Origin of the sequence: Shewanella sp. KT0246, assembly GCF_019654955.1 — a bacterium.
GTDB lineage: Bacteria > Pseudomonadota > Gammaproteobacteria > Enterobacterales > Shewanellaceae > Shewanella > Shewanella goraebulensis.
Window position 1 is genome coordinate 1 of record NZ_BPEV01000001.1, and the last position, 23,868, is coordinate 23,868.

Here is a 23,868-nt window from a genome sequence, read left to right on the forward strand (position 1 = left end):
AATAAATTGGGTCAATATGAGTTGGGACTTAATTATGTGAATAAACTTGATGACGCTTTTTTGTTCGGAAGAAATTTTTGTATAGTAAAACATCAAATTGTAGAAGCTAAGTATTATCTGGGACAATTAACAACGGACTCTGAAGAGTTTGAGGTGGCGATAAAAGCGTGTAAAGAGAATAATGAGCCCGTAATTTTAAGTTCGATATATACTTTTAAGGCAAACCTTTACTTAAACGATGGATTAAACCTCGAAGCAATTACATTGCTTGAAAATAATATTAGTGTTTTAAAATCTATAAATTATGTCCCGATTCTTTCACATTTCCATGCTTTATTATCAAAAGCATATTTAGCGAGTAATGAGCTTGATAAAGCAAATTAAATGGAGAAAAAGTTCTCTTGCTAACTAGTAATATGACGAATCCAGAACCAGAAATGATAGCTTACGAAACTCTTTACCAAGTCGCCGTATCCTCCAGGAAATTCGAGGTTGCTTTAAATTATTACATAAAATTTGCTGAAGCTGATAAAGCTTTTTTTGATGAGTTAAAAACCAAATACCTTGCCTTTCAACTTGCCCAGCACAAAGCGGTTGAGCAAAAAGTTCAAATTGAATTACTTAATAAACAAAATAAATTATTAAAGGCGAGCCAACGTCTAGCTGACAGTGAAACCGAAAATAACCGCTTGTTTATGGCGTTATTAATCATGGTCATCAGCTTACTTGCCATTGCTGCCATTCGTTCAAACCGAAATCAGAAGCGCTTAAAACACTTAGCTGAGCATGATTCTCTCACTCAAATCTATAATCGAGGCCATTTCACTTCTGCCGCGCAAGATGCAATGCAAGCTTGCCAAATTAACCAAGATGATATTAGTTGTATCTTGTTTGATTTAGATAAATTTAAAACTATTAATGATAATTATGGCCATGCTTGTGGAGATTGGGTGTTAAAAACCGTTGCTAGAACTTGTAAAAGCATTGGCCGTAAGAATGATATTTTTGCCCGTTTAGGTGGTGAAGAGTTTTGTATTATCTTGTCTCGGTGCGATGCGAATACAGCGATGAAAATTGCAGAAGATTATCGTAAGGCTATTGAAGCGATTGATAGCGCGCCAAGTGGTAATACATTCCCGATAACAGCAAGTTTTGGGGTGACAGATAGTCGCCTGTCAGGTTACAGCCTAGAGGCGTTAACGGGACACGCTGATAATGCCATGTACCTTGCTAAAGATACTGGGCGTAATCAGGTGTGTAGCTACCGTGACGTGGTTGCAGCTGATGATTCAAATTCAGTGATAATTTAACGATGCAAATTTAGTCATTATTAAACTATGTATAGAGTTTGATTATGTAAAGCCAACCTTGACCCTGACTACTGTTCATAGATAAAGCGATTACGTTGAAAAGCGTCAATCGCTTTATTTTTGCTTAACAATCCTGTTGATGAACTGCTATTCTACTCATTCAAATATCTTGTTCGATTCTTGATACCAATCATTCAAACATTTCGTTGTGGAGTATTCTTTTGGAAAAGTCAGCTTATTTAGATGCAATGGGTGTAACTCGTTGGCGTAGTGCTGATGCGAAAGGTAAACCCTATTTAATCATTCATGACAGTGACTCTGACATTAGCCAGAATCAATTAGTGTTAGCCGTTTTAGGCTTACTGGATATCGACGTTGCTGATTGTGATTTTGATACTGAAATGGTGAAAGGCATGCAAGTGGTTTGGGATATGCGTAAGTTACGAGTCCGCCCACGTGTCGCTTGGCTGGTGTCAGCGCCTTTAACAGCGCTAGAAGTTGGCCATCAAGCTAAGCGTGAGTTATGGCAACAGATTTGTCAGCATAACGACAAGGTAGCGGCATAGTGACAGATAACGGTTCGCTATTTTCTATTTCACCACTGACGCCTGAAAACGCTCAAGAGATGTATGCTGTCGAAAGCCAAGCGCATACTCACCCTTGGAGTTTAGTGAGCTTAGAAGGGTGTTTTGGTCACTTGTATCGGGTATTAGGTATTCATCAGCACAACAAGTTGTTAGGTTTTGCTATCGTGCAGCAGATAGTCGATGAAGCGACATTATTAGATATATGTGTTTCACCTACATCACAGGGGCAAGGTTTAGGAAAAAAGCTCCTGTTACAGGTACTTGCTGAAGCGAAAGCGTGTGATGCAGTCGTGATGATGCTTGAAGTGCGCGAGTCAAATATTGCTGCTAAATCCCTTTATGAAGCGTTAGGTTTTGTGGAGTCTGGTAGACGTAAAAATTACTACCCTTGTGAGTTGAGTGTGAGTGCTGCAGGCAAGGAAGATGCAATATTGATGGACTATTGCTGGCAAGATTAACAGAGTGCCGTTGGCAAGATTAACTTTATGGAGAGAAGCTGATTATTGCCTTGTTCGAGAGTAATGGCTTCAATATTTAGACAATAAAAAAACAGCGCCTAGGCGCTGTTTTTTTATTGGACGAAGTTATTTAAATGGTTGCCTTATTTAAAAGCCTTACCCCATTAAATATCAAAGTCTATTTAACTTCTTTACCTTGTGCTTGTAAGTCAGCATGGTAGCTAGAGCGAACAAGTGGGCCACAAGCTGCATGGGTAAAGCCAAGTTCATCAGCGAGTGCTTTTAATTCGTCAAATTCTGCTGGCGGTACATAACGTTCAACAGGTAAATGGAATTTAGATGGTTGTAAGTACTGGCCTAAAGTCAGCATTTCAACATCATGAGTTCGCAAGTCTCGTAGTACTTGAGCGATCTCTTCGTTGGTTTCACCCAAGCCCATCATTAAGCCCGATTTAGTCGGCACGTCCGGGTGACGCTCTTTAAAGCGCTTCAGTAAATCTAATGACCATTGATAATTCGCACCTGGGCGCGCTTTACGGTAATGCTTTGGCGCAGTCTCAAGGTTATGGTTGAACACATCAGGTGGCTCGGTGGCAATAATGTCTAGCGCAGCATCAATACGGCCACGGAAATCAGGTACTAGAATCTCAATTTTGATGTGAGGATTTAAAATACGGATTTCACGGATACAATCAGCAAAGTGCTGTGCACCGCCATCACGTAAATCATCGCGGTCAACCGAAGTGATCACCACGTATTTAAGCTTCATGTCCTTGATGGTTTGGGCAAGCTTTTTAGGTTCTGCAGCATCAGGCTTGAGTGGGCGGCCGTGGGCTACATCACAGAAAGGACAGCGACGAGTACAAATAGCCCCTAAAATCATAAAGGTTGCAGTACCGTGGTTAAAACACTCAGCTAAGTTAGGGCAAGATGCCTCTTCACAGACTGAATGTAAGCCGTTTTTACGTAAAGCAGACTTAATTTCGGTAATACGCTGGTTTGATGCAGGTAACTTAACGCGTAACCAATTTGGTTTGCGTAGCATGGTTTCTTTTTCAGAAGGAACCACTTTTACTGGAATACGTGCGACTTTTTCGGCATCACGCAGTTTTACGCCAGGTTGTAATCTTTCAGGCCTATTCATATTATTCTGCTAATCCTTGATGATGTACAAGTTCTTGGTAGCCCAATACTTTGCTTAATGTTTGAATCAGTTTTTCGCCAGCGTCTTCAACGGTTTGTGGGCCGCCTAATGCTTTGCATTGCACCATTTCAAGTCCTGCATAACCGCATGGGTTGATGCGCTGAAACGGTGCTAAATCCATATCGACATTGAGTGCGAGGCCGTGGAATGAACAGCCTTTACGAATACGAAGTCCTAGAGAGGCAACTTTACGCTCATCAACATACACACCGGGTGCATCTGCTTTGGCGTAAGCGTTAACATCATACATTGCCAGCATATCAACAATACTTTGTTCAATATTGTTCACTAATTGCCTGACTCCGAGTTTACCGCGTTTTATGTCGATAAGTGGATAGACAACTAACTGGCCAGGTCCGTGGTAGGTCACTTGTCCGCCACGGTCGACTTGAATAACGGGAATATCACCAGGATTGAGGATGTGCTCGCTTTTGCCTGCTTGGCCTTGGGTGAATACGGGCGAGTGTTCAACAATCCATAATTCGTCGTTGCTGTCGCTGTCACGATTATCGGTATAAGCCTGCATGGCATGCCATACTGATTCGTAATCTTGACGGCCAAGATGTCTGATATGTAACGCTTGAGTTTGCAAGGGCAACCTCTCCCCTCAAAAAAGTTGGCTTATTATACGCACCTAACACCAAAATGACATCAAAGCGTTAGGTGGATCACATTTTATTAGTGATTAAAGTACGCGATTAACGCCTTCAATGGCAGCAAGGTCGGTATAAACTTTTTCGATATGCTCTTTGCTTGTCACTGTGATGCGGATTGAAATCGCATAATAAGTGCCTTTACTTGAAGATTTTACAGTTGGTGCATAATCACCTGGAGCAAGTTGTTGAGCAACAGCGACAATGCGATCAGCAAGGGTATCATCTGCTGCGCCAATGACTTTGAATGGGCAAGAATTCGGAAATTCCATAAGTTCGCCAAAGTTTGTATTTAACATGTGTTTGCTCTCTGCAGTTGTAATATGTGCTATCTGTTCTATATGGGGTAATTATACTGTAATACAAGGCCTATAACACAGAGTCTGTGTATTTATCCTTAGCGAAAAAAATTAAAGCTACCCAAAGGTAGCTTTAATTATCTGATTAATCGCGGGTATAGCTTAACTAAACCAGCCTTCAAACATTTGCTTGAAGTAATCCATTAACTTACTGAACCAGCTACCTTCGTTAACTTCGTTAAGGGTAACCAGTGGGAACTCAGCAATGTCTTTTCCGTTAAGTTGGAAGAAGATACGGCCAACCGTTTCACCTTTAGCTAATGGTGCTGTTAGCGGCTTAGTTAACTCAAAGTTTGCTTCTAAGTTTTTAGCTTGACCACGATTGATAGTAATAGGCGTATCAGTAACCACACCTAAATCGACGGTTTCACGATCGCCATACCAGATTTTTTGAGTTACAAAGGTGTCACCCGCTTTATAAGGGGTAATGGTTTCGAAGAATCGGAATCCGTAGTTTAGTAGCTTTTTACTTTCAGCTTTACGAGCTGACTCACTGCCCGTACCCATAACAACAGTGATCAAACGCATGCCATCATTGGTTGCAGAAGAGACTAGGTTATATCCAGCGCCTGAAGTGTGGCCTGTTTTAATACCATCAACATTTAAACTGCTGTCCCATAGTAAGCCGTTACGGTTGTATTGTTTAATACCGTTAAAGGTAAATGATTTTTCAGAGTAAACACGGTATTCATCTGGCACGTCGCGGATTAAGGCTGCACCTAATAATGCCATGTCGTATGCGGTTGTTTTGTGGTTGTCAGAATCTAAGCCATGTGAGTTTTCAAAATAACTTTGGGTCATACCAAGCTGTTTTGACCATGAGTTCATTAAATCAACAAAGCCATCTTCGGTACCGGCAATATGCTCAGCCATTGCAACACAGGCATCGTTACCTGATTGAATGATGATGCCTCGGTTAAGATCTTCAACGGTGACTTTTTTACCTACTTCGATAAACATTTTTGAAGAATCTGGGAAGTTTTTAGACCAAGCTTTTTTACTGATGGTCACTTCATCTTCTAATGAAATGTTACCGACCTTAACTTCATGGCCAATTACGTAGCTGGTCATCATTTTAGTTAAGCTGGCTGGGTTTAGAGATTCGTATGCATTGCTTTCAGCGATAACGCGGCCTGAGTTGTAATCCATCAAAACGTAAGCTTTAGCGGCTACTGTTGGCGCATTAGGCATAACCATGGGTGCGTTGGCTGCTTGAGAAGAAAAAGATACAGCGGAAAGCAGCAGCAAAGATTTAAGCGGAGTGTTTACAATATTCTTCATTGAGTTGCACATCTCTGGTTAGTCATGAAAGAGGTAAGTCGTTTATAAAATATTTAATGATATTACAGCGAGTTAAATAATAAGTAGCTAACTAGTTCAGCTGATTTACATAGTTAAACGACACAATTAAAAAGATTATATCATTAGTCGACCTCAATTTGGCATTAAGGTTCCTTAACACAGGCTATTTACTGGGGTCGACTGGTTATCTTTACATTCTTTTAGTTATGCTATTTAAGTCAACTAGCACAACTGAGCGATACAAGTTTAGCGGTTACTTTTTGGTTGGCGTCCTTAAGTAACTTTGTGGGTAGCCATCTTGTTTGATTTGCAGTAACAGTTTATTAGCTAGGTAGCTTTGACCGATTGGACCCAGTAATAAGCGATAAAAACCGTTAGCCGATTCAACAATGGCTGGCACGTTATATTTTGCTTCAAACTCTTTGGCTAACACATTGATCCTTACTTGATCTTTAGAGGCAACCACTTGAATGATATGCACACTGTCGTCTTTGAGCTCATCTAATGCCATCGACTCAGGTGATTCAATGTGGATTGTCTCAATGTTGACCTTTGCTGTACCACTACCAAGCATATCTAGCTTATAAGCTGCGGCATAAGATAAGTCGATAATACGGCCTTCATGAAATGGGCCGCGGTCATTCACGCGAACGATAACTTGTTTGTTGTTTGCTTCATTAGTGACTTTGACATAACTAGGTAAAGGTAACGTTTTGTGCGCCGCTGACATTGAGTACATGTCATAGGTTTCGCCATTTGAGGTTAAGTGACCGTGAAACTTTGACCCATACCAAGATGCATAACCACTTTGGCTGAAGTCTTTTGCCGTTGGCATAACGGTATAAGATTTACCACGAACTGTGTAGGTGCGCTTATTACCTTGGCGGCTGTAAGGCTCGTATTTAGGATGTGCGTCTTCAACCTTGCTTACGTCGGGTGCACTTTGCGGCGCACGGTCATTTTTCATTTGATAACGATCATCTTGACTGGATGAAGGTGAACTTGAGCAGGCACTTAGTAGCCCAAGTACACTGACAGCAGTCAAACCAATAGTGATTTTTTTCAGTTTCAGTTGCATTGATGAATTCATCACATTATTTAGCATGATATGCGGCTTCTAACTGTTGGCTGAATTGGTATACCGCCATCGCATATAACGGACTGCGGTTGTAGCGAGTAATGACATAAAAGTTATTTAAACCTAACCAGTATTCAGTGGCTTCTGGTTGTTCTAGTTTAACTAATAACGCTCGTTGGGAGGCGTCAATGTCTTTTGATTTTGCTAAGCTCAATGTCGGCGATAATATGTCGGCAACGGTTTGAGTTGGTTTACCTTTAACCCAGACTTTCGCTTTAGGTGCTGTTTCAACCGTATGGTTTAACTCTAAAGTGACTGGTGCGCCGCGTTGCCATCCATGTTGGTGGAAGTAGTTAGCGACACTGCCGATGGCATCTTCTTTGTTATTGAGTAAATCACGGCGACCGTCACCACTGAAGTCAACAGCGTAATGGCGGTAGCTTGATGGAATAAATTGACCAAAGCCCATAGCACCGGCGTATGAGCCTTTTAAACTGTCGTTATCTAATTGTTCTTCTTTGACCAATGACATTAAGTTGCCAAACTCACTGCGGAAAAACGTCGCTCTTGGCGGGTAATAAAATCCGAGTGTATACAAAGCATCTTGAACCTTGTAGTTGCCCATATAGCCACCGTAATAGGTTTCGATACCGATAATGGCAACAATAATTTGTGGGTCAACTTGAAACTTATCGGCAGCCTTTTTAATCGTTTCTGCATTGTCATGCCAAAAAGCTAAACCTTTTTCTAAGCGTTTGTCGGTCAGAAATATTGGATAATACTGGTGCCAAGGTTTTGCTTCCCAAGGCTTTGAAATGGCATCTAATACAGCTTGGTTATGATTGGCTGTTTGCAGAAAATCAGTGACTTCTTTTTCTGAGAAGCCTTTGCCGACTTGTTCTGTAATGAATGCTTGCTTAAGTGCGGTAACTTCAGGGCTGTCTGCTGAGTTTGTTTCGGCTGCTTGAATACTAGAGCAACTTAATAATAAGGCTAAACCTGCAGCGAATGTCGTTTTTAAATGCATTAACAATCCTTTTGTTATCTTTGGTTTCATTATTTTAGTTTCATTATTTTAGTTTCGTTATCTGAGCTTTATTTTAGCCCTTTATTGAAAGAGCCAATTCAGAATATACAGGGTAATACTTAACGGTCTATGAAACGCCTATGAGTATGAATACTCATTAATATGCCAAAGCCTATCATCAGAGTCATCATCGATGTTCCACCATAACTGACTAATGGCAGTGGTACACCTACAACGGGTAATAATCCTGAGACCATTCCAATGTTCACGAATATATAAACGAAGAAGGTTAAGGTAATACTGCCAGCTAGTAATCGTGCAAAACTGGTTTGCGCGCGCGAGGCAATGACTAAGCCGCGACCAATAATATACATGTACAAAGCAAGTAGGATTAAGCTTCCAATCAAACCAAACTCTTCACCAATCACGGCAAAAATAAAGTCGGTGTGCCTTTCTGGCAAAAACTCTAACTGAGACTGCGAGCCTTGTAGCCAACCTTTACCCCATAAGCCGCCTGAACCAATCGCGATTTTAGATTGAATAATATGATAACCAGCGCCGAGCGGGTCGCGCTCAGGATCGAACAAAGTCATTACTCGTGTTCGTTGATAATCATGCATTAAGAAAAACCATAATATCGGTAGTAATGCCAACACTGCAGCTACACAGGAACCGACAATGACCCAGCTCATACCTGATAAAAACAGCACAAAAACACCTGAGGCGGCAACCAAAATAGATGTACCTAAATCAGGTTGTTTAGCAATTAATAGGGTAGGGATTAATAGGATAATTAATCCCCCTGCTAAATGGCGTTTTTTAGGCGGCAGTGGGAATTTACTGATATACCACGCCATGGTGATAGGGAATGCCAGTTTAATCAACTCCGATGGCTGAAACTCCATAAACCCAAGGTTTAACCAGCGCTGCGCCCCTTTATTAATGGTGCCAAAAAAGTGCACCCCAAGTAATAGTATGATGCCTGCAATATAGATAGGCAGTGCCCACCGCCTGAGGATTTCAGGGTTAATTTGGGCAAACACAAACATGACACACAGCGATAAGCTTAAGCGAACAAGCTGCCTTTCCATCATGGCGGCATCTTCGCCACTGGCTGAATAAATGACAAACAGGCCAAATACCATTAAAGCCAGTAAGCCTAATAGCAGCGGCAAGTCTATGTGTAGCTTTTGCCAAATGTTCTTTTTATGGGGGTGGTGTGATGCATTCATTCTGCCACCAACCATTCGTCACGTAACATATATTCGTCCAGTAAAGCGCGGGCAACAGGGCCTGCGTTAACGCCACCCCAACCCGCATTTTCTAATACTACTGCGAGTACAATTTTGGGGTTTTCGTATGGGGCGTAAGCAATAATTAATGCGTTATCTCGTAAATGCTCGGCAACGGTTTCTGAGTCATATTTTGCATCTTGAGCAACACTGAATACCTGAGCAGTACCGGTTTTCATTGCCGCAGTATAGGATGCATCAGTAAAGCGAGATTTGTCGGCAGTGCGGCGCATGGCTTCGTTGATGATTTCCCAGTTGTTATCGTCATTGAGTTTGATGGGCTCTCGTTCATCGATTGGCGTTTCGATTTTAGAGGTTTCATCTTTGAATGATTTTAATAAATGAGGCGTAAAGCGCTGACCATGGTTAGCTAAAATAGTGGCAGCATTGGTCAGCTGTAGTGGCGTTGTGGTCCAATAACCTTGTCCAATACCCACTGAAATCGTATCACCAATATACCAAGGTTGGTTGTAACGCATGCGTTTCCAATCTTTGGACGGCATGATGCCATTAGCTTCTTCATAAATGTCGATACCACTTGACTCACCAAAGCCAAACTTGGACATAAAGGCTGCCATTTTATCGACACCTACTTTATAAGCTAAGTCGTAAAAGAAAGTATCGCAGGAATCCATAATTGAGCTGTAAACATCAACCCAGCCGTGCCCCCAACGCTTCCAGTCTCGGTATTTACGTTCTACGTTAGGAATTTGCCAAAAACCAGGGTCCCAAATACGGGTCTTTTCGGTAATGGTTTTCTCTTCGAGTCCTAGTAACGCAACATGCGGTTTAATGGTTGATGCTGGCGAATATTGGCCTTGTGTAGCTCGGTTAATTAGCGGTCTAGATTTGTCATTTAGTAGGGCGCTATAGGCTTTAGAGCTAATACCATGAACAAAGAGGTTAGGGTCGTAAGTCGGACTTGATACCATGGCTAATACGCCACCATCTTGGGGATCGATAGCGACAACAGAGCCGCGGCGACCATCTAATAGCTCCATGGCTTTTTGCTGCAGTTTTAAATCTAAGGTGAGGTAAATGTCTTGCCCAGGCGTTGGCGGAGTCGCTTTTAATGTGCGAATGACACGGCCGCGGTTATTGACCTCTTCTTCTAAGTGGCCAGGTTTGCCTAGCAATAAGGACTCATAAAACTTTTCAATGCCCTGCTTACCAATGTCATTGGTGGCAGCGTAATTTTTCCATTGACCAGATTTTTCAAGCGAGGTTCTGTCACGGGCATTAATTTTACCGACATAGCCGAGCACATGGGTCATGAGCCCTTCGTAAGGGTAATGTCGCTTTAGGCCTGCTTCGACTCTAAAACCTGGGAACTGGTGCTGATTAACACTAAAGGTCGCCACTTGTTCTTCAGTTAAGCGAGATTTAATCGTCAAAGGTTTGAAGCGGCGGTGGTATCGAAGCCTTTCGGTAATGGTTTCACGCTCATCTGCACTTAACTCAATATACTCGTTAAGCTTGTCTAGCGATGCGCTAATGTCTTCGGTTTTTTCAGGAATGACTTCAAGAGTATAAAATGGCTGGTTTTCTGCGAGTAATTGCCCGTGACGGTCATAAATGAGCCCACGACTTGGCGCGACAGGTACTACACGGATACGGTTATCGTTTGAGCGAGTTTCATAATCTTGAAACGAGACGACTTGCAACTGATACAAGTTGGAAAGCAAGATACTGATTAGAATAAACACGCACAGGAAAGTAAACAAAGCACGACGTTTGAATAGCGACGCCTCGGCAGCGTGGTCGTGCATGGCAATGCGCTTTTTTGGCGACACTTGAGCTTTCTCCGATAGGGTTCAGGCTGACAAATTCAGCTTAGCTATATTAGCTGAATTAACTTCACTTTTACCAGAGGTTTACCATTAAGGGTTATTCTCTGTGGTAGGGATGGTTGTTATTTATGCTCCAAGCACGATAAAGGCTTTCGGCAACCAAAACTCTTACTAATGGATGGGGGAGCGTAAGGGCTGATAAACACCAACTTTGACTAGCGGCGGCTTTGCAATCTGGTGCAAGACCTTCAGGACCGCCAATCAATAAACTGACATCGCGGCCATCAAGTTGCCATTTACTGAGCTGCTGAGCAAGCTGGGGTGTTTCCCAGTTCTTGCCTGGCAAGTCTAGGCTTACAATGTGATTGCCTTTGGGTACAGCTGCTAGCATGAGTTCGCCTTCTTTTTGAAGAATGCGTGCTATATCAGCATTTTTACCGCGCTTTCCTGCTGGGATCTCTATAAGTTCTAACGCCATATCTCGAGGAAATCGGCGTTGGTACTCTTCAAACCCGCGGGTGACCCAATCTGGCATCTTAGTGCCAACAGCAATCAGTTGTAACTTCATTAGGCGTCGTTTTCAGTCCATAGCTTTTCTAGGTCATAAAATTCGCGTGTTTGCTGCTGCATCACGTGTAAAATTACGCCACCTAGATCAACGAGTACCCATTCACTGCTATCACGGCCTTCAACACCTAAAGGTTGGTTGCCAGCAGTTTTAGCTTCAACAATCATGTTTTCGGCGATTGCACGAACATGAGTTTTTGATGTACCAGAACAAATTACCATGTAATCAGTAATGTGTGATTGGTTTGCCACGTCTAATACCACAACGTCTTTGGCTTTTAGGTCGTCAATCTTATCGACAACAAAATCTTTTAATTCCGTGCTCTGCACGTCACTTACCTCAATATGTAAAAATAACGGAGCATTATACGCAAAATACCCTAGCTAGCGCAATTGAAGCCGTGTTCAATTAAGCATCTAAAATCGGTTTTACTTATTTTGATACAGATGATGTTCGAAAATGTACTCTTGGATCACATTTGGCAGCATGTGAGAGGTTTCTGAAATGTTTGTCGTTTCTGCTGCGGGAGTAGAACTCAAATTTCTTTGCCCACCTTGATAGAGGATATGTCGAATTTCAGTTGATGAGATGTCTTGCAAACTAACGTCGATAGGAAAAATTTTGCCTGTCTTGGCCAACGTTGAAACAGCCATGTTTTGCTCGAGTATTTCTGCCATCGGACTGGTTTTATCTAATTGCCAACCTGGGCGCTGGCATACAACTATATTGCACAATTTCAATATTGACTGCCATTGGTACCATGATTGAAATTGGATAAATGAGTCTGTACCCATGATGAAATAAAACTGGTGCAGTGGATATTGCTCACTAAGTATCTGTAAGGTTGTAGCACTGTAGGAGGGCATATCACGATTAATTTCTATATCGCATACTTCAAATTCGTCATACTGCTGACTAATCAATTCCACCATGGTAAGTCGATGCTGGCTGCTGACTTGGGTGGTTTGTTTGTGCGGTGGAATATGATTCGGCATTAACCAGATTTTATCGAGCTCTAGGCGTTGCTGAACTTCTAAAGCGGGTTTGATATGGCCATAGTGAATCGGGTCAAAGGTGCCACCGAGCAAACCAATTTTCATGTTTGAAGCTCGATATGGGCTAAACGTCGGTGTGCATTTGGGTCAAACAATAAACATAAATGGCTCATGGCTGTCCAATCTTCGATGCCATGCTGTTTTAGATTCATTTCCATTTTTGAAGCAAATGCCAGCATGTGTTCGATTTGATTAAGGGTTAAGCGTGTTAGTGCCGCTTGATATAAAGGTTTACGTTTATCCCAAATGCGATGTTGTTGCCATAAGCTATTTAGCTGGGCGCCTTGCTCAACAGCAGTTTTTAGATTCAACATTACATTGAGTTCTTTAAACAATGCCCACATTAAAATTGGCATGGCTGTGCCTTCACCATTTAGCTGCACAATCATGTGTTGTGCATGTTTTTGATGATTAGCCAGTAACGCGTCGGTGAGCTGGAAAACGGTAAAGCGTGATTGGTCTTCAAAGTAATCGGTTAAATGGTCACTATGAATGGGCTCATTGGGGCTTAATAATTGCAGTAACTGCAATGCTTGCTCTGCAGCTAACAAGTTACCTTCAAACAAGTTAAACAGCATGGCTTTAGCGTCCATCTGCACGTGTAACTTGTAATGCTGAATTCGATTGTCTAACCAGCGCTGAAATTGCTTCCCTTCAGGGGTAGTACATGGCAAATAAATACCCGCTGCATCAAGCGTTTTAAACCATTTACTTTTGGTTTCGGCTGAAAGCTTTGGGCCATGGATTAACAAAATGATGTCAGGATTCGGATTTTGCATCATTGAAATAAATGCGGCCGAGCCCTCAGTGCCTGGTTTTGCTTGAGGTAAGGTCAGTTCAATAATGCGACGGCTGGCAAACAAGCTCATTGATTGCCATTCTTGAATTAAGTCGTTCCAGCTAAACCCGGTTTCTTGGGTTAAATGAACGCGTTCATCAAAGCCATGCTTTTTAGCGGCTGCTAAGATTTGGCCTTTACAGTTTTCAATAAGCCAAGGGTCATCGCCAAATAACAGATAGCAACCTTGCGGATTTTTTAAGTGTTGGCTTATTTGGTCTGGATAAACCCGCATTAATCCACCTCAATAGAGGCCAGAGTTTGAATGATATTGTCAGCGGCTTGAATGCGCATTTCTTTTACCAACATATCCATTTCACGACTTTTTGCTAAAGCTGTTCGGGGATCGTCTTGGTAGTCGCGACGGATCTCTGTTTGGAATGTTTGTGGTTCAGACCCAGGCAATGTGACGGAGTAATTAACCAAGTAGATTAATTCATATTCAGCGACGTTACCTGTTGGATACAAAGACAAGGTCGCACGCTCAAGTGAGTCGTTTACAAGTCTGAGTGTTGGAGTGGTATCAGATGCGGCAACGGTTGAAATGGCATGAATACGCAATCTGTCATTCACTAGTCGAGAAAGCTCACTGTATTGATCGTTAGTGCTTAAGTGTAATTCTTCAAGCTCTGCCGGAATAGAATAACTGCGTTGTAATTTAAAGCCGCAACCTGCAGTGGTTAGAATAACCAGCGCCATCATTGCCAAGCTAATGCGTTTTACTAGCATCACTGTTATTGGCATCCTTTTACTTAAGTTTTAAATTGAAATTAATTGCTGAAGCAACCCTGAAGTTAGATTACAGGGAAATAAGTAAGGTTGCTAATCAATAGCAACCTTACAGTCTACTTAAGCAATTTGTTGAGCATTTATCATCATCTCAAAGGTAGTGATAAATGCATCAATATCGTTTATTTAGCAACGATATTTAATAGCTTACCAGGAACGTAAATTACTTTACGTACTGTTACACCATCAACAAACTTTTGCACGTTTTCATCGGCTAAACCGAGCGCTTCTACTTCTTCTTTAGAAGCGTCTGCAGCGACAGTGATTTTAGCACGAAGTTTACCGTTTACTTGAACGATGATGAGCTTGCTGTCTTCAACCAATGCTGATTCATCAACGGTTGGCCATAAGCTATCTTCGATATCTGTAGTGTTACCTAATGCAGTCCACAAGCTAAAGCTAGTGTGCGGAATGATTGGGTAAAGTAAACGAGTCACGGCAGTCAATGCTTCTTGCATTAGGGCACGGTCTTGCTCGTTAGCAGACGGCGCTTTTTGCAATTTGTTCATTAATTCCATGATTGCAGCAATGGCTGTGTTGAACATTTGACGACGCTCAATGTCATCGCTGACTTTAGCAATAGTCTTATGTAGTTCACGGCGTAGTGCTTTTTGATTGTTGTCTAGCGCTTTAGGGTCTAATGCAACCACTTCGCCTTGGGCAACATGATCATGTGCTGTTTTCCAGAAACGCTTAATGAAACGGTGCGCGCCTTCAACACTTGACTCTTGCCACTCAAGAGTTAACTCAGGTGGCGCTGCAAACATCATGAATAAACGTACGGTGTCGGCACCGTATTTATCAACCATTTCTTGCGGGTCAATACCGTTATTCTTAGATTTAGACATTTTGCTCATGCCAGTGTAAACCACTTCATGGCCTTCATTGTCGACAGCCTTGACTACACGGCCTTTGTCATCTGTTTCTTGAACAGTAACATCAGCAGGTGAAACCCAAACACGTGCGCCTTTCTCGTTGTTATAGTAATAAGCATCAGCTAGAACCATACCTTGAGTTAATAAGCGTTTTGCAGGTTCATTTGAATCAACTAAACCGATATCACGCAACAATTTATGGAAGAAGCGGAAGTACAATAGGTGCATACAAGCGTGCTCGATACCACCGATGTATTGATCCACTGGCAGCCAGTAGTTTGCTTTAGCAGGGTCAAGCATTTGATCAGCATGTGGACTACAGTAACGCGCATAATACCAAGATGATTCCATAAAGGTATCGAAGGTATCTGTTTCGCGAAGAGCAGGTTGACCGTTAACTTCGGTTTTAGCCCACTCTTTGTCTGCCTTGATTGGGCTTTGAATACCATCCATTACCACATCTTCAGGTAAAATAACCGGAAGTTGCTCAGCTGGAGTCGGCATTACAGTACCATCTTCAAGCGTAACCATTGGGATAGGCGCGCCCCAGTAACGCTGACGCGATACACCCCAGTCACGTAGACGGAAGTTAACTTGACGCTTACCTTTGCCTTCAGCAGTTAGTTTGGCATCAATCGCATCAAATGCAGCTTGGAATTCTAGACCATCGAATTCTGCAGAGTTAAACAACACACCTTTATCGGTATATGCTGCTTCACTGATGTCTACTTCGCTGTCAACTGGCTTGATCACAGCTTCAATTGCTAAGTTATATTTTTTAGCGAACTCATAGTCACGTTGATCGTGAGCTGGTACAGACATGACTGCGCCAGTACCGTAGTTCATTAATACAAAGTTACCTACCCAGATTGGCACTTCTTTGCCAGTCAGTGGGTGAACGGCATTAAGACCTGTAGCAACACCTTTCTTTTCCATCACAGCCATAGCTGCTTCGGTAGTATCAACGTTTTTACATTCTTCAATGAATGCCGCTAATTCAGGGTTATTCTTGGCAGCTTGCTCAGCTAATGGGTGGCCACTTGCAATTGCAACATACGTGACGCCCATTACAGTATCAGGACGAGTGGTATAGATATCGAATGTTTCGTCGCTACCCGCAACATTAAAGGTCATTTCGATACCTTCGCTGCGGCCAATCCAGTTACGTTGCATAGACTTAACCTGCTCAGGCCATTCGTCTAGCTGATCGATATCATTTAATAGCTCTTCAGCGTAATCGGTAATTTTGATGAACCACTGAGGAATTTCTTTTTGAACTACCTCAGTGTCACAGCGCCAGCAGCAACCGTCTTGTACTTGCTCATTGGCGAGTACTGTTTCATCGTTTGGACACCAGTTTACTGACGCAGTCTTTTTGTAGACTAAGCCTTTTTCGTAAAGCTGAGTGAAGAACCATTGTTCCCACTGGTAGTACTCTGGCGTACATGTGGCGATTTCACGGCTCCAATCATAACCAAAACCTAATAACTTAAGTTGGTTCTTCATGTAGTCGATATTTTCGTATGTCCACGGTGCTGGGGCAGTCTTATTGTTGATTGCCGCATTTTCAGCAGGTAGGCCGAATGAGTCCCAACCAATAGGTTGTAATACATTTTTACCTTGCAAACGTTGGTAACGAGCAACAACATCACCTATGGTGTAGTTACGGACGTGTCCCATGTGAAGTCGGCCAGATGGATAAGGGAACATAGAGAGACAGTAGAATTTCTCTTTGTTTTCATCTTCTGTTACTTCGAAGGTTTTTTTGTCTTCCCAGTGCTTTTGCACTAGGGCTTCAATTTCTGAGGGATTATATTGCTCTTGCATCAATCTATTCCGGCCTATGCCGCCCATTGTTTGATCTAACGCTAAAAAGCGCGAGTGAGATCTGCATAGAATAAACTAGAAGTGATGCATTAAAAAGGTTCAGATGAAGGAGTATTTTTTATGAGTGGACGAAGTTCAGCGTTATTAGCGCTTTATCACACGCTTTTTGAACAAGTTAAGCAGCGTTATGATGAAGATAACTCATTGACTGCAAAGAGCCTTTTTGCATCAGTAACCCAGTGTAAAGATTATTTGCAATTGAAGTCAGAAGCCGAAGCAGAAGAGTTAGCTTTAGTAGAAGAATTTTTAAAGCGTGACATTGCAAGTTATCTAAAAGACGAAAATGCCGATAATCTCAGTTATAGCCCGACTGTGATCACCCTAGAAAACACCCTTTGGCATTGGTTAGGGGAAATTACTGACCGCAGCCAAGTTGAGTGGCATGAAATTGCTCAAGACTTTAAGCATAAGGGTTTTTATATGGCGGGTGAGGTGATTAATCAAGGTAAGGTGATTTGTACTGAATGTAATCATGAAATGAGTATCGAATTTCCGAGCTTAATCCCTGATTGCCCACAATGCGATAATGAAATGTTTACCCGTGAGTCTTTGGCGCCTTAAGCAAGCTTAGCTGTTTGAACGAAGTGTTTAGGGTTATCTTGGAATGCTAGCTGCGTCAGAGCGGCTAGCAACCTGTTGTGACATTATTATATTCGGGAGGGGTGTTGGCATTGCTCGCTTGGACATAATGAAAATAGCAATTGTCGTCTAACACTTTGCCGTCACCACTTAGGTCATAACCTATAAAGGTATCAGCAATACCGCGATACTCGATAGTGAAGCCGTCATCAAGAATAAGCCAATCTTCGATATCGGTATTATCTAAATAGCCCCATTTAAGGCGCGTATTAAAACTGCCGTCACCTTCTAAATCAATATCTAACAAATCATCACGATTTCCCACCGCTTGAGTCGAAAAACTACTCATCTGCGAGCGAGCATAAACAAGATTATTCGCTGTTTTAGCACTGGCATTGAGCTGTGCAAGGCCACTGACTCTCGCCTCTGTAGAGAAAGTGATAAACTTTGGAGCCGCGACAATAGCCAGTATGGCCCAAATAATTATCACCACCACAAGCTCTATTAAGGTAAACCCTTGATTAAGTCGTTTGAAGCTCAATCGCGATGGCCTTTTTTCCAAAGAATGATTTGTTGAGTTAAACCAATCAAAAATAGCAATCCGCAGAGTAAAAGTAACGGCGTTTGACCAATGCGTTTAAACCAAGTTTCACCGTCATATAACGGTACATCTGCAACTAATACGCCTTCTTGAAATTGGGGTATTTTATGGGTGATTCGACCATGAATATCGACAACGGCTGTGACACCATTGTTAGTCGCACGAACCAGTGGACGACCTAATTCAATTGAGCGCATTTGGGCGATTTCCATGTGCTGGAGTGGGCCAATTGAGTCGCCAAACCATGCATCATTTGACACGGTAAGCAGTAAATCAGTGTCAGCATGAGTATTGGCACGTAACTGTTCTGGAAAGACGATTTCGTAGCATAGTGCTGGGGCGATTTGATACCCCATGGCGTTTAAATTTTTCTGCTGAAAATCTCCCCTAGCAAATGATGACATTGGCAGATTGAAAAACGGCGCTAATGGTCTTAATAGGCTCTCAAACGGGACGAATTCACCGATAGGCAGTAAGTGGTGTTTTTTGTAATCATTAGTGCCATTGCCTTGATAATCACCATGAGATTGAACAGGCTGGTTAGCATTACCCATTACAATGAGTGAATTATAAAATTCTTGCTGTTGTAAGCTAATAATACCGGTGATGATGGCGCTATTATTCATATTAGCGACTTTGTCGGTGTTATGCAGAAAGTCACCCACCATAGATTCTGGTGCTGGTACTGCAGCTTCTGGCCATACGACAATATCGGCATCAAAGTTTGGGCGGCTTAAGTCCATGTACTTAAGCAGTGTTGGCCATAGTGCATCTGGCTCCCACTTCATGCTTTGTTCGATATTACCTTGCACTAAAGCTACTCTAACGGTTTCGCCGCGAGGGCTAATATTAGAGGTCAATGGCGTAATGAGAGTCGCGATGATAATGATAGCGGTGATTACCGCTGCACTGATAAAACGTTTTTTTAAGACTAAAACAATACTGCCGCAAAACAGAGCGATGAGATAACTTAACCCTAGCGCACCAATAACGCTGCCAAGTTCAGAAATTGGTCCTTGAGTTTGACTGTAACCAGCCCATAACCAAGGAAACCCTGTTAGCACCCAGCCACGCATCCATTCAGTTAATACCCATAGAGCAGGGAATAAACCGAGATACTGAAATGGATGATGCCAATGTTTAAAATGGGGGAATTGACTGAGCTTGGCGGTGAGATACCCCGCTAGTGCTGGATATAGCGCTAAATACAGTGCTAGTAAGCCCATTAAGCCCATTGAGACGATTAATGGTAAACCGCCAAAAGTGTCGATGCTGACGTGAACCCAACTGATCCCGAAAGCAAAACAACCAAAACCGAAACTTAACCAATGAAAGAAGTTTTCTTTAGGGGTTAAGTGTCGACTTTGATAGAGAACAAATATCATTGCCGCAGGGTAGAAAGCCCAAATTACGTAAGGAGCAAAAGCGAGAGTGGTACTTGCGCCCGCAGCAAAAGCCGTCACCATCCTTAACAGTGATGACTTAGAGATATTTAGTTTTTTAAGCACAGTGTTAGTCGTCGTTATCTTCTTGAAGTTTAGGATCAGGTAACTTAACACTCAGTTGAATTAACCGTCTTGTATCAGCGTTTGTGACTTTAAACTCGATATTATCGATTAGGACACTTTCATTACGCTCTGGTAAATGACCAAAGGCGTGTGACACAAGGCCGCCGACAGTATCAAATTCTTCATCGCTGAATTGAGTACCACAAGCTTCGTTAAATTCATCAATAGGGGTGCGTGCTTTAATCATAAACACGGTGTTACTGATCTTTTTGATTTCCGTATCTTCTACTGAACTATGGTCGAACTCATCTTCGATTTCACCGACGATTTCTTCCAATATATCTTCAATAGTAACAAGACCGGATACCCCACCATATTCATCGACCACAATGGCCATATGATAACGTTGGGAGCGGAATTCTTTGAGTAGCACATCGACGCGTTTGCTTTCAGGTACCACTACAGCAGGCCTAATGACTTGGTGCAGCGAGAAAGGCTGGTCTGATTGCTTGAAGCCATATTTAAGCAAGTCTTTTGCAAGCAAAATGCCTTCGATATGGTCTTTATCTTCATTTACTACAGGGAAACGAGAGTGAGCAGATTCAATGACTGTTTCCAGTAATTCATCAACTGTGCTATCGATTTGCAGTGTGACAATTTGGCTTCGAGGTATCATGATATCGCGTACCCGCAATCCTGATACTTCTAATACGCCATTCATCATTTCGCGTGTATCTTCAGTAATTAAGTCGCGCTCTTCGGCGCCCGCAATGACTTCAACAAGATCTTCGCGATTTTGAGGTTCGCCCTGAAACAACTGACCTATTTTGTCAATCCAGTTTTTTTTACGGGCGTTGGTACTCGGTGGGATGTCGTCACTCATAATATTTTACTAAATCATCGGAGGCACATTCATGCAATCCTTTGACTTATTTATGCTTCCTTATAGGGATTTGAAAAACCTAAGCCTTCAATGAGTTGAGTCTCTAATGACTCCATTTCTTCAGCTTCGTTGTCGATAATATGGTCATAACCCAGCAAATGCAAGCAGCCGTGAATAACCATGTGGGCCCAATGTGCTACAAGGGGCTTATTCTGTTGTTTTGCTTCGAGTTCTACGACTTCAGCAGCGATGATTAAATCACCTAAAAGTGGTAATTCAATCCCTGGAGGCGCCTCGAAAGGAAAAGATAACACGTTGGTCGGTTTATCTTTACCGCGGTAAGTATGGTTTAGCTGCTGACTTTCAGTATTTTCAACGATACGAATGGTCAGTTCAGCTGTTTCCATAGTATTACCTAATGCCGTTTTGACCCATAATTCGAACTCTTGTTGAGTCGGAATACTTTGTGGGTCATCCACTGCAATTTGTAAGTCTAGGTCCAGTTCTAAGTTTGAACTTAATTTTGAATCTAAGCCTGATTTATTGCTTAGCTGGGGGTCAAGCGTCATTGTTTACGACTCCCGTAGCTTTGACGTCTTCATTAGTCATTTGTTCATTAAATGGGTTTTGTCGCTGTTTGTATTGACGCTCTTTTTCAGCTTTTAAGGCGCTTTCTTTTGAATCAAAGGCTTCATAAGCTTCAACAATGCGGGCAACAATAGGGTGACGAACCACATCTTGAGACATAAAGAAGTTAAAGCTGATGTCGTTGACTTCGCTAAGCACTTCAATGGCCTGTCGAAGTCCAGATTTTTGACTGCGAGGCAAATCGATTTGAGTGATGTCGCCAGTAATGACAGCCCTAGAGTTAAAACCAATACGGGTTAAGAACATTTTCATTTGCTCAACCGTGGTGTTTTGGCTTTCATCTAAAATCACAAAGGCATCATTTAATGTTCGGCCGCGCATGTAAGCCAATGGGGCGATTTCAATGATGTTGCGCTCAAGCAGTTTTTCAACTTTCTCAAAGCCTAGCATTTCAAACAATGCATCATAAAGCGGACGTAAATACGGGTCGACTTTTTGGCTTAAATCACCCGGCAAGAAGCCGAGTTTTTCGCCAGCTTCAACCGCAGGGCGAGTCAATAATATACGGCGTACTTCTTGACGCTCTAATGCATCGACAGCAGCTGCAACGGCTAGAAAGGTTTTGCCGGTACCTGCTGGCCCAATACCAAAGGTAATATCATGTTTAGCAATGTTCGCTACATAATTAGCTTGGTTTGGGTTTCGTGGCTTGATAATGCCGCGCTTCGTTTTAATGTGCAGAGTATCGTCTTCAGCTGAAGATTCAGCTTCCAGATTTATCACTTCTTGAATGGCTAAATGGACTCTTTCAGGCTCAAGATCAGGCGTGCTGCCTTTGATGGTTTGGGTCTCAATGTAGAGTTGTTTCAATAAATTATTAACGTTAAAGGCATTACGAGGTAAACCAACAATTTTGAAGTGGTTATTCTTGTGCACAATTTCAACACCTAGGCGGCGTTCAAGTTGCTTAATGTTGTCATCATAAGGGCCACATAATGAGGCGATTCTTCGAGTCTCTGCAGGCTCGAGATACAAATTCATGGTTGTAACTTTAGTGGACAAAAATAATGCTCCAAAAACGGTATGTTTATTAACAATGAGTCTACGAGTGTTGCACTTAAAATACCACGGTATTAGGGCAAAAGCACAATAAAGGCGGCATATAGCCGCCTTTATTAACTAAAATTTATGACTGATTTTAATCTTTAGTTAGGAGTAAACTGAGTTACGCCTAAATCATCATCAGTTTTGTGTTTAGCTAAAATGTCTGACGGACGTAAACTACGACGTAAATCCATTTCATCTTCAGCACGAACAAACACGCCACGAAGAGAGTTGGTGTATACGTCAACGATTTCAACGTCAACAAATCCGCCGATGCTCTTAGGATTACCTTCGAAATTCACCACGCGGTTATTTTCAGTACGACCACGAAGCTCCATTGGATTCTTTACAGAAGGACCTTCTACTAAAATACGTTGCACAGTCCCTAACATTTGGCGGCTATAACGCATTGCCTGCTGGGTAATGCGGTCTTGTAAAATAGCCAAGCGCTGCTTTTTCTCAACCATAGTCACATCATCTGGTAAATCTGCTGCAGGCGTGCCAGGGCGGGCGCTGTAAATAAAGCTGAAACTATGGTCAAAGCTGACATCTTCAATCAACTTCATTGTGTCTTCAAAATCAGCTTGGCTTTCGCCTGGAAAACCAATAATGAAGTCAGAGCTGATATGGATATCTGGGCGAGCTTTGCGTAAACGGCGAATAATTGATTTATATTCAATCGCCATGTGGCCGCGCTTCATGTTCGTCAGAATTCGGTCTGAACCTGATTGAACAGGAAGATGTAAGAAGCTCACTAATTCAGGTGTATCTTCATAGACATCAATAATGTCTTGTGAAAACTCGATAGGGTGACTGGTAGTAAAGCGGATACGGTCGATGCCATCAATCGAGGCTACTAAACGTAATAACTCAGCAAAAGTACAGATTTCATCGTCGTGTGTAGGGCCGCGAAAAGCGTTAACGTTTTGACCTAACAAGTTAACTTCTCGTACACCTTGTTCAGCGAGTTGCGCGACTTCTAAAATCACGTCATCGACTGGACGGCTAACTTCTTCACCACGGGTATAAGGTACAACACAGAATGAGCAGTATTTACTGCAACCTTCCATAATTGACACGAACGCAGTTGGACCATCAGCTTTGGGCTCTGGTAAACGGTCAAATTTTTCTATTTCAGGAAAGCTCACATCGATAACCGCTTTATCGCCGTTATTAATTTGAGTGATCATTTCAGGTAAGCGGTGTAAGGTTTGTGGGCCGAAAATGATATCAACACATTGGGCACGCTCTTTAATTGCTTTACCTTCTTGGGAAGCAACACAGCCACCAACACCAATAATTAAATTAGGATTTTTATCTTTTAAGGTTTTCCAGCGACCAAGCTGATGAAACACTTTTTCCTGTGCTTTTTCACGAATCGAGCATGTGTTAAGCAGCAGTACGTCTGCTTCTTCAGCATCCTCAGTCAAGGTGTAACCTTGATAATCGTCCAGCAAGTCAGCCATTTTAGATGAATCATATTCATTCATCTGACAGCCCCAGGTTTTTATGTGTAGTTTTTTACTCATCAGA

General features: G+C 42.3%; 24 protein-coding genes and 1 pseudogene. 5 read left to right on the forward strand and 20 right to left on the reverse strand.

Annotation, left to right across the window (positions count from 1 at the left end; translation table 11 throughout):
- The 4 genes and pseudogenes from K5Q58_RS00005 to rimI form a co-directional block, all read left to right on the forward strand.
- A pseudogene (locus K5Q58_RS00005) lies at nucleotides 1-384 on the forward strand (GGDEF domain-containing protein); the annotation flags it as partial.
- A gap of 17 nt (nucleotides 385-401) precedes the next feature.
- A complete protein-coding gene (locus K5Q58_RS00010) occupies nucleotides 402-1,310 on the forward strand; it encodes a GGDEF domain-containing protein (RefSeq protein ID WP_220751374.1) in 909 nt (302 codons plus the stop codon).
- A gap of 221 nt (nucleotides 1,311-1,531) precedes the next feature.
- Complete coding sequence (locus tag K5Q58_RS00015; RefSeq protein ID WP_220751376.1) at nucleotides 1,532-1,876, forward strand: hypothetical protein; 345 nt, start codon at nucleotides 1,532-1,534, stop codon at nucleotides 1,874-1,876.
- Nucleotides 1,877-1,935: 59 nt separating this feature from the next.
- Nucleotides 1,936-2,355, forward strand: a complete 420-nt coding sequence (gene rimI / locus K5Q58_RS00020) for a ribosomal protein S18-alanine N-acetyltransferase (protein WP_220751681.1) — start codon at nucleotides 1,936-1,938, stop codon at nucleotides 2,353-2,355.
- A gap of 178 nt (nucleotides 2,356-2,533) precedes the next feature.
- On the opposite strand, the gene lipA is transcribed toward rimI, so the two are convergent.
- The 14 genes from lipA to leuS all read right to left on the reverse strand — a co-directional run bounded on the left by lipA (nucleotide 2,534) and on the right by leuS (nucleotide 17,012).
- Nucleotides 2,534-3,499, reverse strand: coding sequence for a lipoyl synthase (gene lipA, locus K5Q58_RS00025; protein ID WP_220751377.1), 966 nt, complete (start codon nucleotides 3,497-3,499; stop codon nucleotides 2,534-2,536).
- 1 nt (nucleotide 3,500) lies between these two features.
- Nucleotides 3,501-4,151: a lipoyl(octanoyl) transferase LipB gene (gene lipB, locus K5Q58_RS00030; RefSeq protein ID WP_220751379.1), complete on the reverse strand. Its 651-nt coding sequence runs from the start codon at nucleotides 4,149-4,151 to the stop codon at nucleotides 3,501-3,503.
- A 93-nt stretch (nucleotides 4,152-4,244) separates the two neighbouring features.
- Entirely contained in the window at nucleotides 4,245-4,511 is a 267-nt protein-coding gene (gene ybeD, locus K5Q58_RS00035) for a DUF493 family protein YbeD (protein ID WP_220751381.1), read from the reverse strand.
- A 162-nt stretch (nucleotides 4,512-4,673) separates the two neighbouring features.
- Nucleotides 4,674-5,852 (reverse strand): serine hydrolase, encoded by a 1,179-nt coding sequence (locus tag K5Q58_RS00040; RefSeq protein ID WP_220751383.1) that lies wholly within the window; start codon nucleotides 5,850-5,852, stop codon nucleotides 4,674-4,676.
- 274 nt (nucleotides 5,853-6,126) lie between these two features.
- Complete coding sequence (locus K5Q58_RS00045) at nucleotides 6,127-6,951, reverse strand: septal ring lytic transglycosylase RlpA family protein (RefSeq protein ID WP_220751385.1); 825 nt, start codon at nucleotides 6,949-6,951, stop codon at nucleotides 6,127-6,129.
- Between the two features lie 16 nt (nucleotides 6,952-6,967).
- Nucleotides 6,968-7,978 carry a lytic murein transglycosylase B gene (gene mltB, locus K5Q58_RS00050; protein ID WP_259651177.1) on the reverse strand — a complete coding sequence of 337 codons (1,011 nt, stop codon included), beginning with the start codon at nucleotides 7,976-7,978 and terminating at the stop codon, nucleotides 6,968-6,970.
- A 119-nt stretch (nucleotides 7,979-8,097) separates the two neighbouring features.
- Nucleotides 8,098-9,210: a rod shape-determining protein RodA gene (gene rodA, locus K5Q58_RS00055; RefSeq protein WP_220751389.1), complete on the reverse strand. Its 1,113-nt coding sequence runs from the start codon at nucleotides 9,208-9,210 to the stop codon at nucleotides 8,098-8,100.
- Complete coding sequence (gene mrdA / locus K5Q58_RS00060; RefSeq protein WP_220751391.1) at nucleotides 9,207-11,063, reverse strand: penicillin-binding protein 2; 1,857 nt, start codon at nucleotides 11,061-11,063, stop codon at nucleotides 9,207-9,209. Before mrdA ends, rodA begins: the two co-directional genes overlap by 4 nt.
- Nucleotides 11,064-11,157: 94 nt before the next feature.
- Nucleotides 11,158-11,628, reverse strand: a complete 471-nt coding sequence (gene rlmH, locus K5Q58_RS00065) for a 23S rRNA (pseudouridine(1915)-N(3))-methyltransferase RlmH (RefSeq protein ID WP_055025767.1) — start codon at nucleotides 11,626-11,628, stop codon at nucleotides 11,158-11,160.
- Nucleotides 11,628-11,957 carry a ribosome silencing factor gene (gene rsfS / locus K5Q58_RS00070; RefSeq protein WP_102528089.1) on the reverse strand — a complete coding sequence of 110 codons (330 nt, stop codon included), beginning with the start codon at nucleotides 11,955-11,957 and terminating at the stop codon, nucleotides 11,628-11,630. The genes rlmH and rsfS overlap by 1 nt, the downstream gene beginning before the upstream one ends.
- 99 nt (nucleotides 11,958-12,056) lie before the next feature.
- Nucleotides 12,057-12,728: a nicotinate (nicotinamide) nucleotide adenylyltransferase gene (gene nadD, locus K5Q58_RS00075; protein ID WP_220751393.1), complete on the reverse strand. Its 672-nt coding sequence runs from the start codon at nucleotides 12,726-12,728 to the stop codon at nucleotides 12,057-12,059.
- Entirely contained in the window at nucleotides 12,725-13,756 is a 1,032-nt protein-coding gene (holA, locus tag K5Q58_RS00080) for a DNA polymerase III subunit delta (RefSeq protein WP_220751394.1), read from the reverse strand. The genes nadD and holA overlap by 4 nt, the downstream gene beginning before the upstream one ends.
- A complete protein-coding gene (gene lptE, locus K5Q58_RS00085; protein WP_220751683.1) occupies nucleotides 13,756-14,250 on the reverse strand; it encodes an LPS assembly lipoprotein LptE in 495 nt (164 codons plus the stop codon). The genes holA and lptE overlap by 1 nt, the downstream gene beginning before the upstream one ends.
- 182 nt (nucleotides 14,251-14,432) lie before the next feature.
- A complete protein-coding gene (leuS, locus tag K5Q58_RS00090; protein WP_220751396.1) occupies nucleotides 14,433-17,012 on the reverse strand; it encodes a leucine--tRNA ligase in 2,580 nt (859 codons plus the stop codon).
- Between the two features lie 120 nt (nucleotides 17,013-17,132).
- On the opposite strand from leuS, the gene K5Q58_RS00095 reads away from it, so the two are divergent.
- Nucleotides 17,133-17,633, forward strand: a complete 501-nt coding sequence (locus tag K5Q58_RS00095; RefSeq protein ID WP_220751398.1) for a zinc ribbon-containing protein — start codon at nucleotides 17,133-17,135, stop codon at nucleotides 17,631-17,633.
- A gap of 64 nt (nucleotides 17,634-17,697) precedes the next feature.
- On the opposite strand, the gene K5Q58_RS00100 is transcribed toward K5Q58_RS00095, so the two are convergent.
- The 6 genes from K5Q58_RS00100 to miaB all read right to left on the reverse strand — a co-directional run bounded on the left by K5Q58_RS00100 (nucleotide 17,698) and on the right by miaB (nucleotide 23,864).
- Nucleotides 17,698-18,192 (reverse strand): prepilin-type N-terminal cleavage/methylation domain-containing protein, encoded by a 495-nt coding sequence (locus K5Q58_RS00100; RefSeq protein WP_220751400.1) that lies wholly within the window; start codon nucleotides 18,190-18,192, stop codon nucleotides 17,698-17,700.
- A complete protein-coding gene (gene lnt / locus K5Q58_RS00105) occupies nucleotides 18,189-19,718 on the reverse strand; it encodes an apolipoprotein N-acyltransferase (RefSeq protein ID WP_220751685.1) in 1,530 nt (509 codons plus the stop codon). Before lnt ends, K5Q58_RS00100 begins: the two co-directional genes overlap by 4 nt.
- Nucleotides 19,719-19,764: 46 nt before the next feature.
- The gene (gene corC / locus K5Q58_RS00110) at nucleotides 19,765-20,643 is read right to left on the reverse strand and encodes a CNNM family magnesium/cobalt transport protein CorC (RefSeq protein ID WP_220751402.1); all 879 of its coding nucleotides are present in this window, start codon (nucleotides 20,641-20,643) and stop codon (nucleotides 19,765-19,767) included.
- 50 nt (nucleotides 20,644-20,693) lie between these two features.
- On the reverse strand, nucleotides 20,694-21,212 hold the full coding sequence (gene ybeY, locus K5Q58_RS00115; protein ID WP_220751403.1) for an rRNA maturation RNase YbeY: 519 nt from the start codon (nucleotides 21,210-21,212) through the stop codon (nucleotides 20,694-20,696).
- Nucleotides 21,202-22,293, reverse strand: a complete 1,092-nt coding sequence (locus tag K5Q58_RS00120; RefSeq protein WP_220751405.1) for a PhoH family protein — start codon at nucleotides 22,291-22,293, stop codon at nucleotides 21,202-21,204. The genes ybeY and K5Q58_RS00120 overlap by 11 nt, the downstream gene beginning before the upstream one ends.
- Before the next feature lie 143 nt (nucleotides 22,294-22,436).
- Nucleotides 22,437-23,864, reverse strand: a complete 1,428-nt coding sequence (gene miaB / locus K5Q58_RS00125; protein WP_220751407.1) for a tRNA (N6-isopentenyl adenosine(37)-C2)-methylthiotransferase MiaB — start codon at nucleotides 23,862-23,864, stop codon at nucleotides 22,437-22,439.
- Between the last annotated feature and the right edge of the window lie 4 nt (nucleotides 23,865-23,868).

What these genes read in the sequence shown, in the direction of transcription:
- rimI (WP_220751681.1), top strand. Translation starts at nt 1,936, where the DNA reads ATGTATGCTGTCGAAAGCCAAGCGCATACTCACCCTTGGAGTTTAGTG.
- nadD (WP_220751393.1), bottom strand. Translation starts at nt 12,728, where the DNA reads ATGAAAATTGGTTTGCTCGGTGGCACCTTTGACCCGATTCACTATGGC.
- rodA (WP_220751389.1), bottom strand. Translation starts at nt 9,210, where the DNA reads ATGAATGCATCACACCACCCCCATAAAAAGAACATTTGGCAAAAGCTA.
- lptE (WP_220751683.1), bottom strand. Translation starts at nt 14,250, where the DNA reads ATGCTAGTAAAACGCATTAGCTTGGCAATGATGGCGCTGGTTATTCTA.
- lipA (WP_220751377.1), bottom strand. Translation starts at nt 3,499, where the DNA reads ATGAATAGGCCTGAAAGATTACAACCTGGCGTAAAACTGCGTGATGCC.
- K5Q58_RS00095 (WP_220751398.1), top strand. Translation starts at nt 17,133, where the DNA reads ATGAGTGGACGAAGTTCAGCGTTATTAGCGCTTTATCACACGCTTTTT.
- holA (WP_220751394.1), bottom strand. Translation starts at nt 13,756, where the DNA reads ATGCGGGTTTATCCAGACCAAATAAGCCAACACTTAAAAAATCCGCAA.
- ybeY (WP_220751403.1), bottom strand. Translation starts at nt 21,212, where the DNA reads ATGACGCTTGACCCCCAGCTAAGCAATAAATCAGGCTTAGATTCAAAA.
- corC (WP_220751402.1), bottom strand. Translation starts at nt 20,643, where the DNA reads ATGAGTGACGACATCCCACCGAGTACCAACGCCCGTAAAAAAAACTGG.
- mltB (WP_259651177.1), bottom strand. Translation starts at nt 7,978, where the DNA reads ATGCATTTAAAAACGACATTCGCTGCAGGTTTAGCCTTATTATTAAGT.
- lnt (WP_220751685.1), bottom strand. Translation starts at nt 19,718, where the DNA reads ATGGTGACGGCTTTTGCTGCGGGCGCAAGTACCACTCTCGCTTTTGCT.
- miaB (WP_220751407.1), bottom strand. Translation starts at nt 23,864, where the DNA reads ATGAGTAAAAAACTACACATAAAAACCTGGGGCTGTCAGATGAATGAA.
- rlmH (WP_055025767.1), bottom strand. Translation starts at nt 11,628, where the DNA reads ATGAAGTTACAACTGATTGCTGTTGGCACTAAGATGCCAGATTGGGTC.
- leuS (WP_220751396.1), bottom strand. Translation starts at nt 17,012, where the DNA reads ATGCAAGAGCAATATAATCCCTCAGAAATTGAAGCCCTAGTGCAAAAG.
- K5Q58_RS00040 (WP_220751383.1), bottom strand. Translation starts at nt 5,852, where the DNA reads ATGAAGAATATTGTAAACACTCCGCTTAAATCTTTGCTGCTGCTTTCC.
- K5Q58_RS00045 (WP_220751385.1), bottom strand. Translation starts at nt 6,951, where the DNA reads ATGCAACTGAAACTGAAAAAAATCACTATTGGTTTGACTGCTGTCAGT.
- ybeD (WP_220751381.1), bottom strand. Translation starts at nt 4,511, where the DNA reads ATGTTAAATACAAACTTTGGCGAACTTATGGAATTTCCGAATTCTTGC.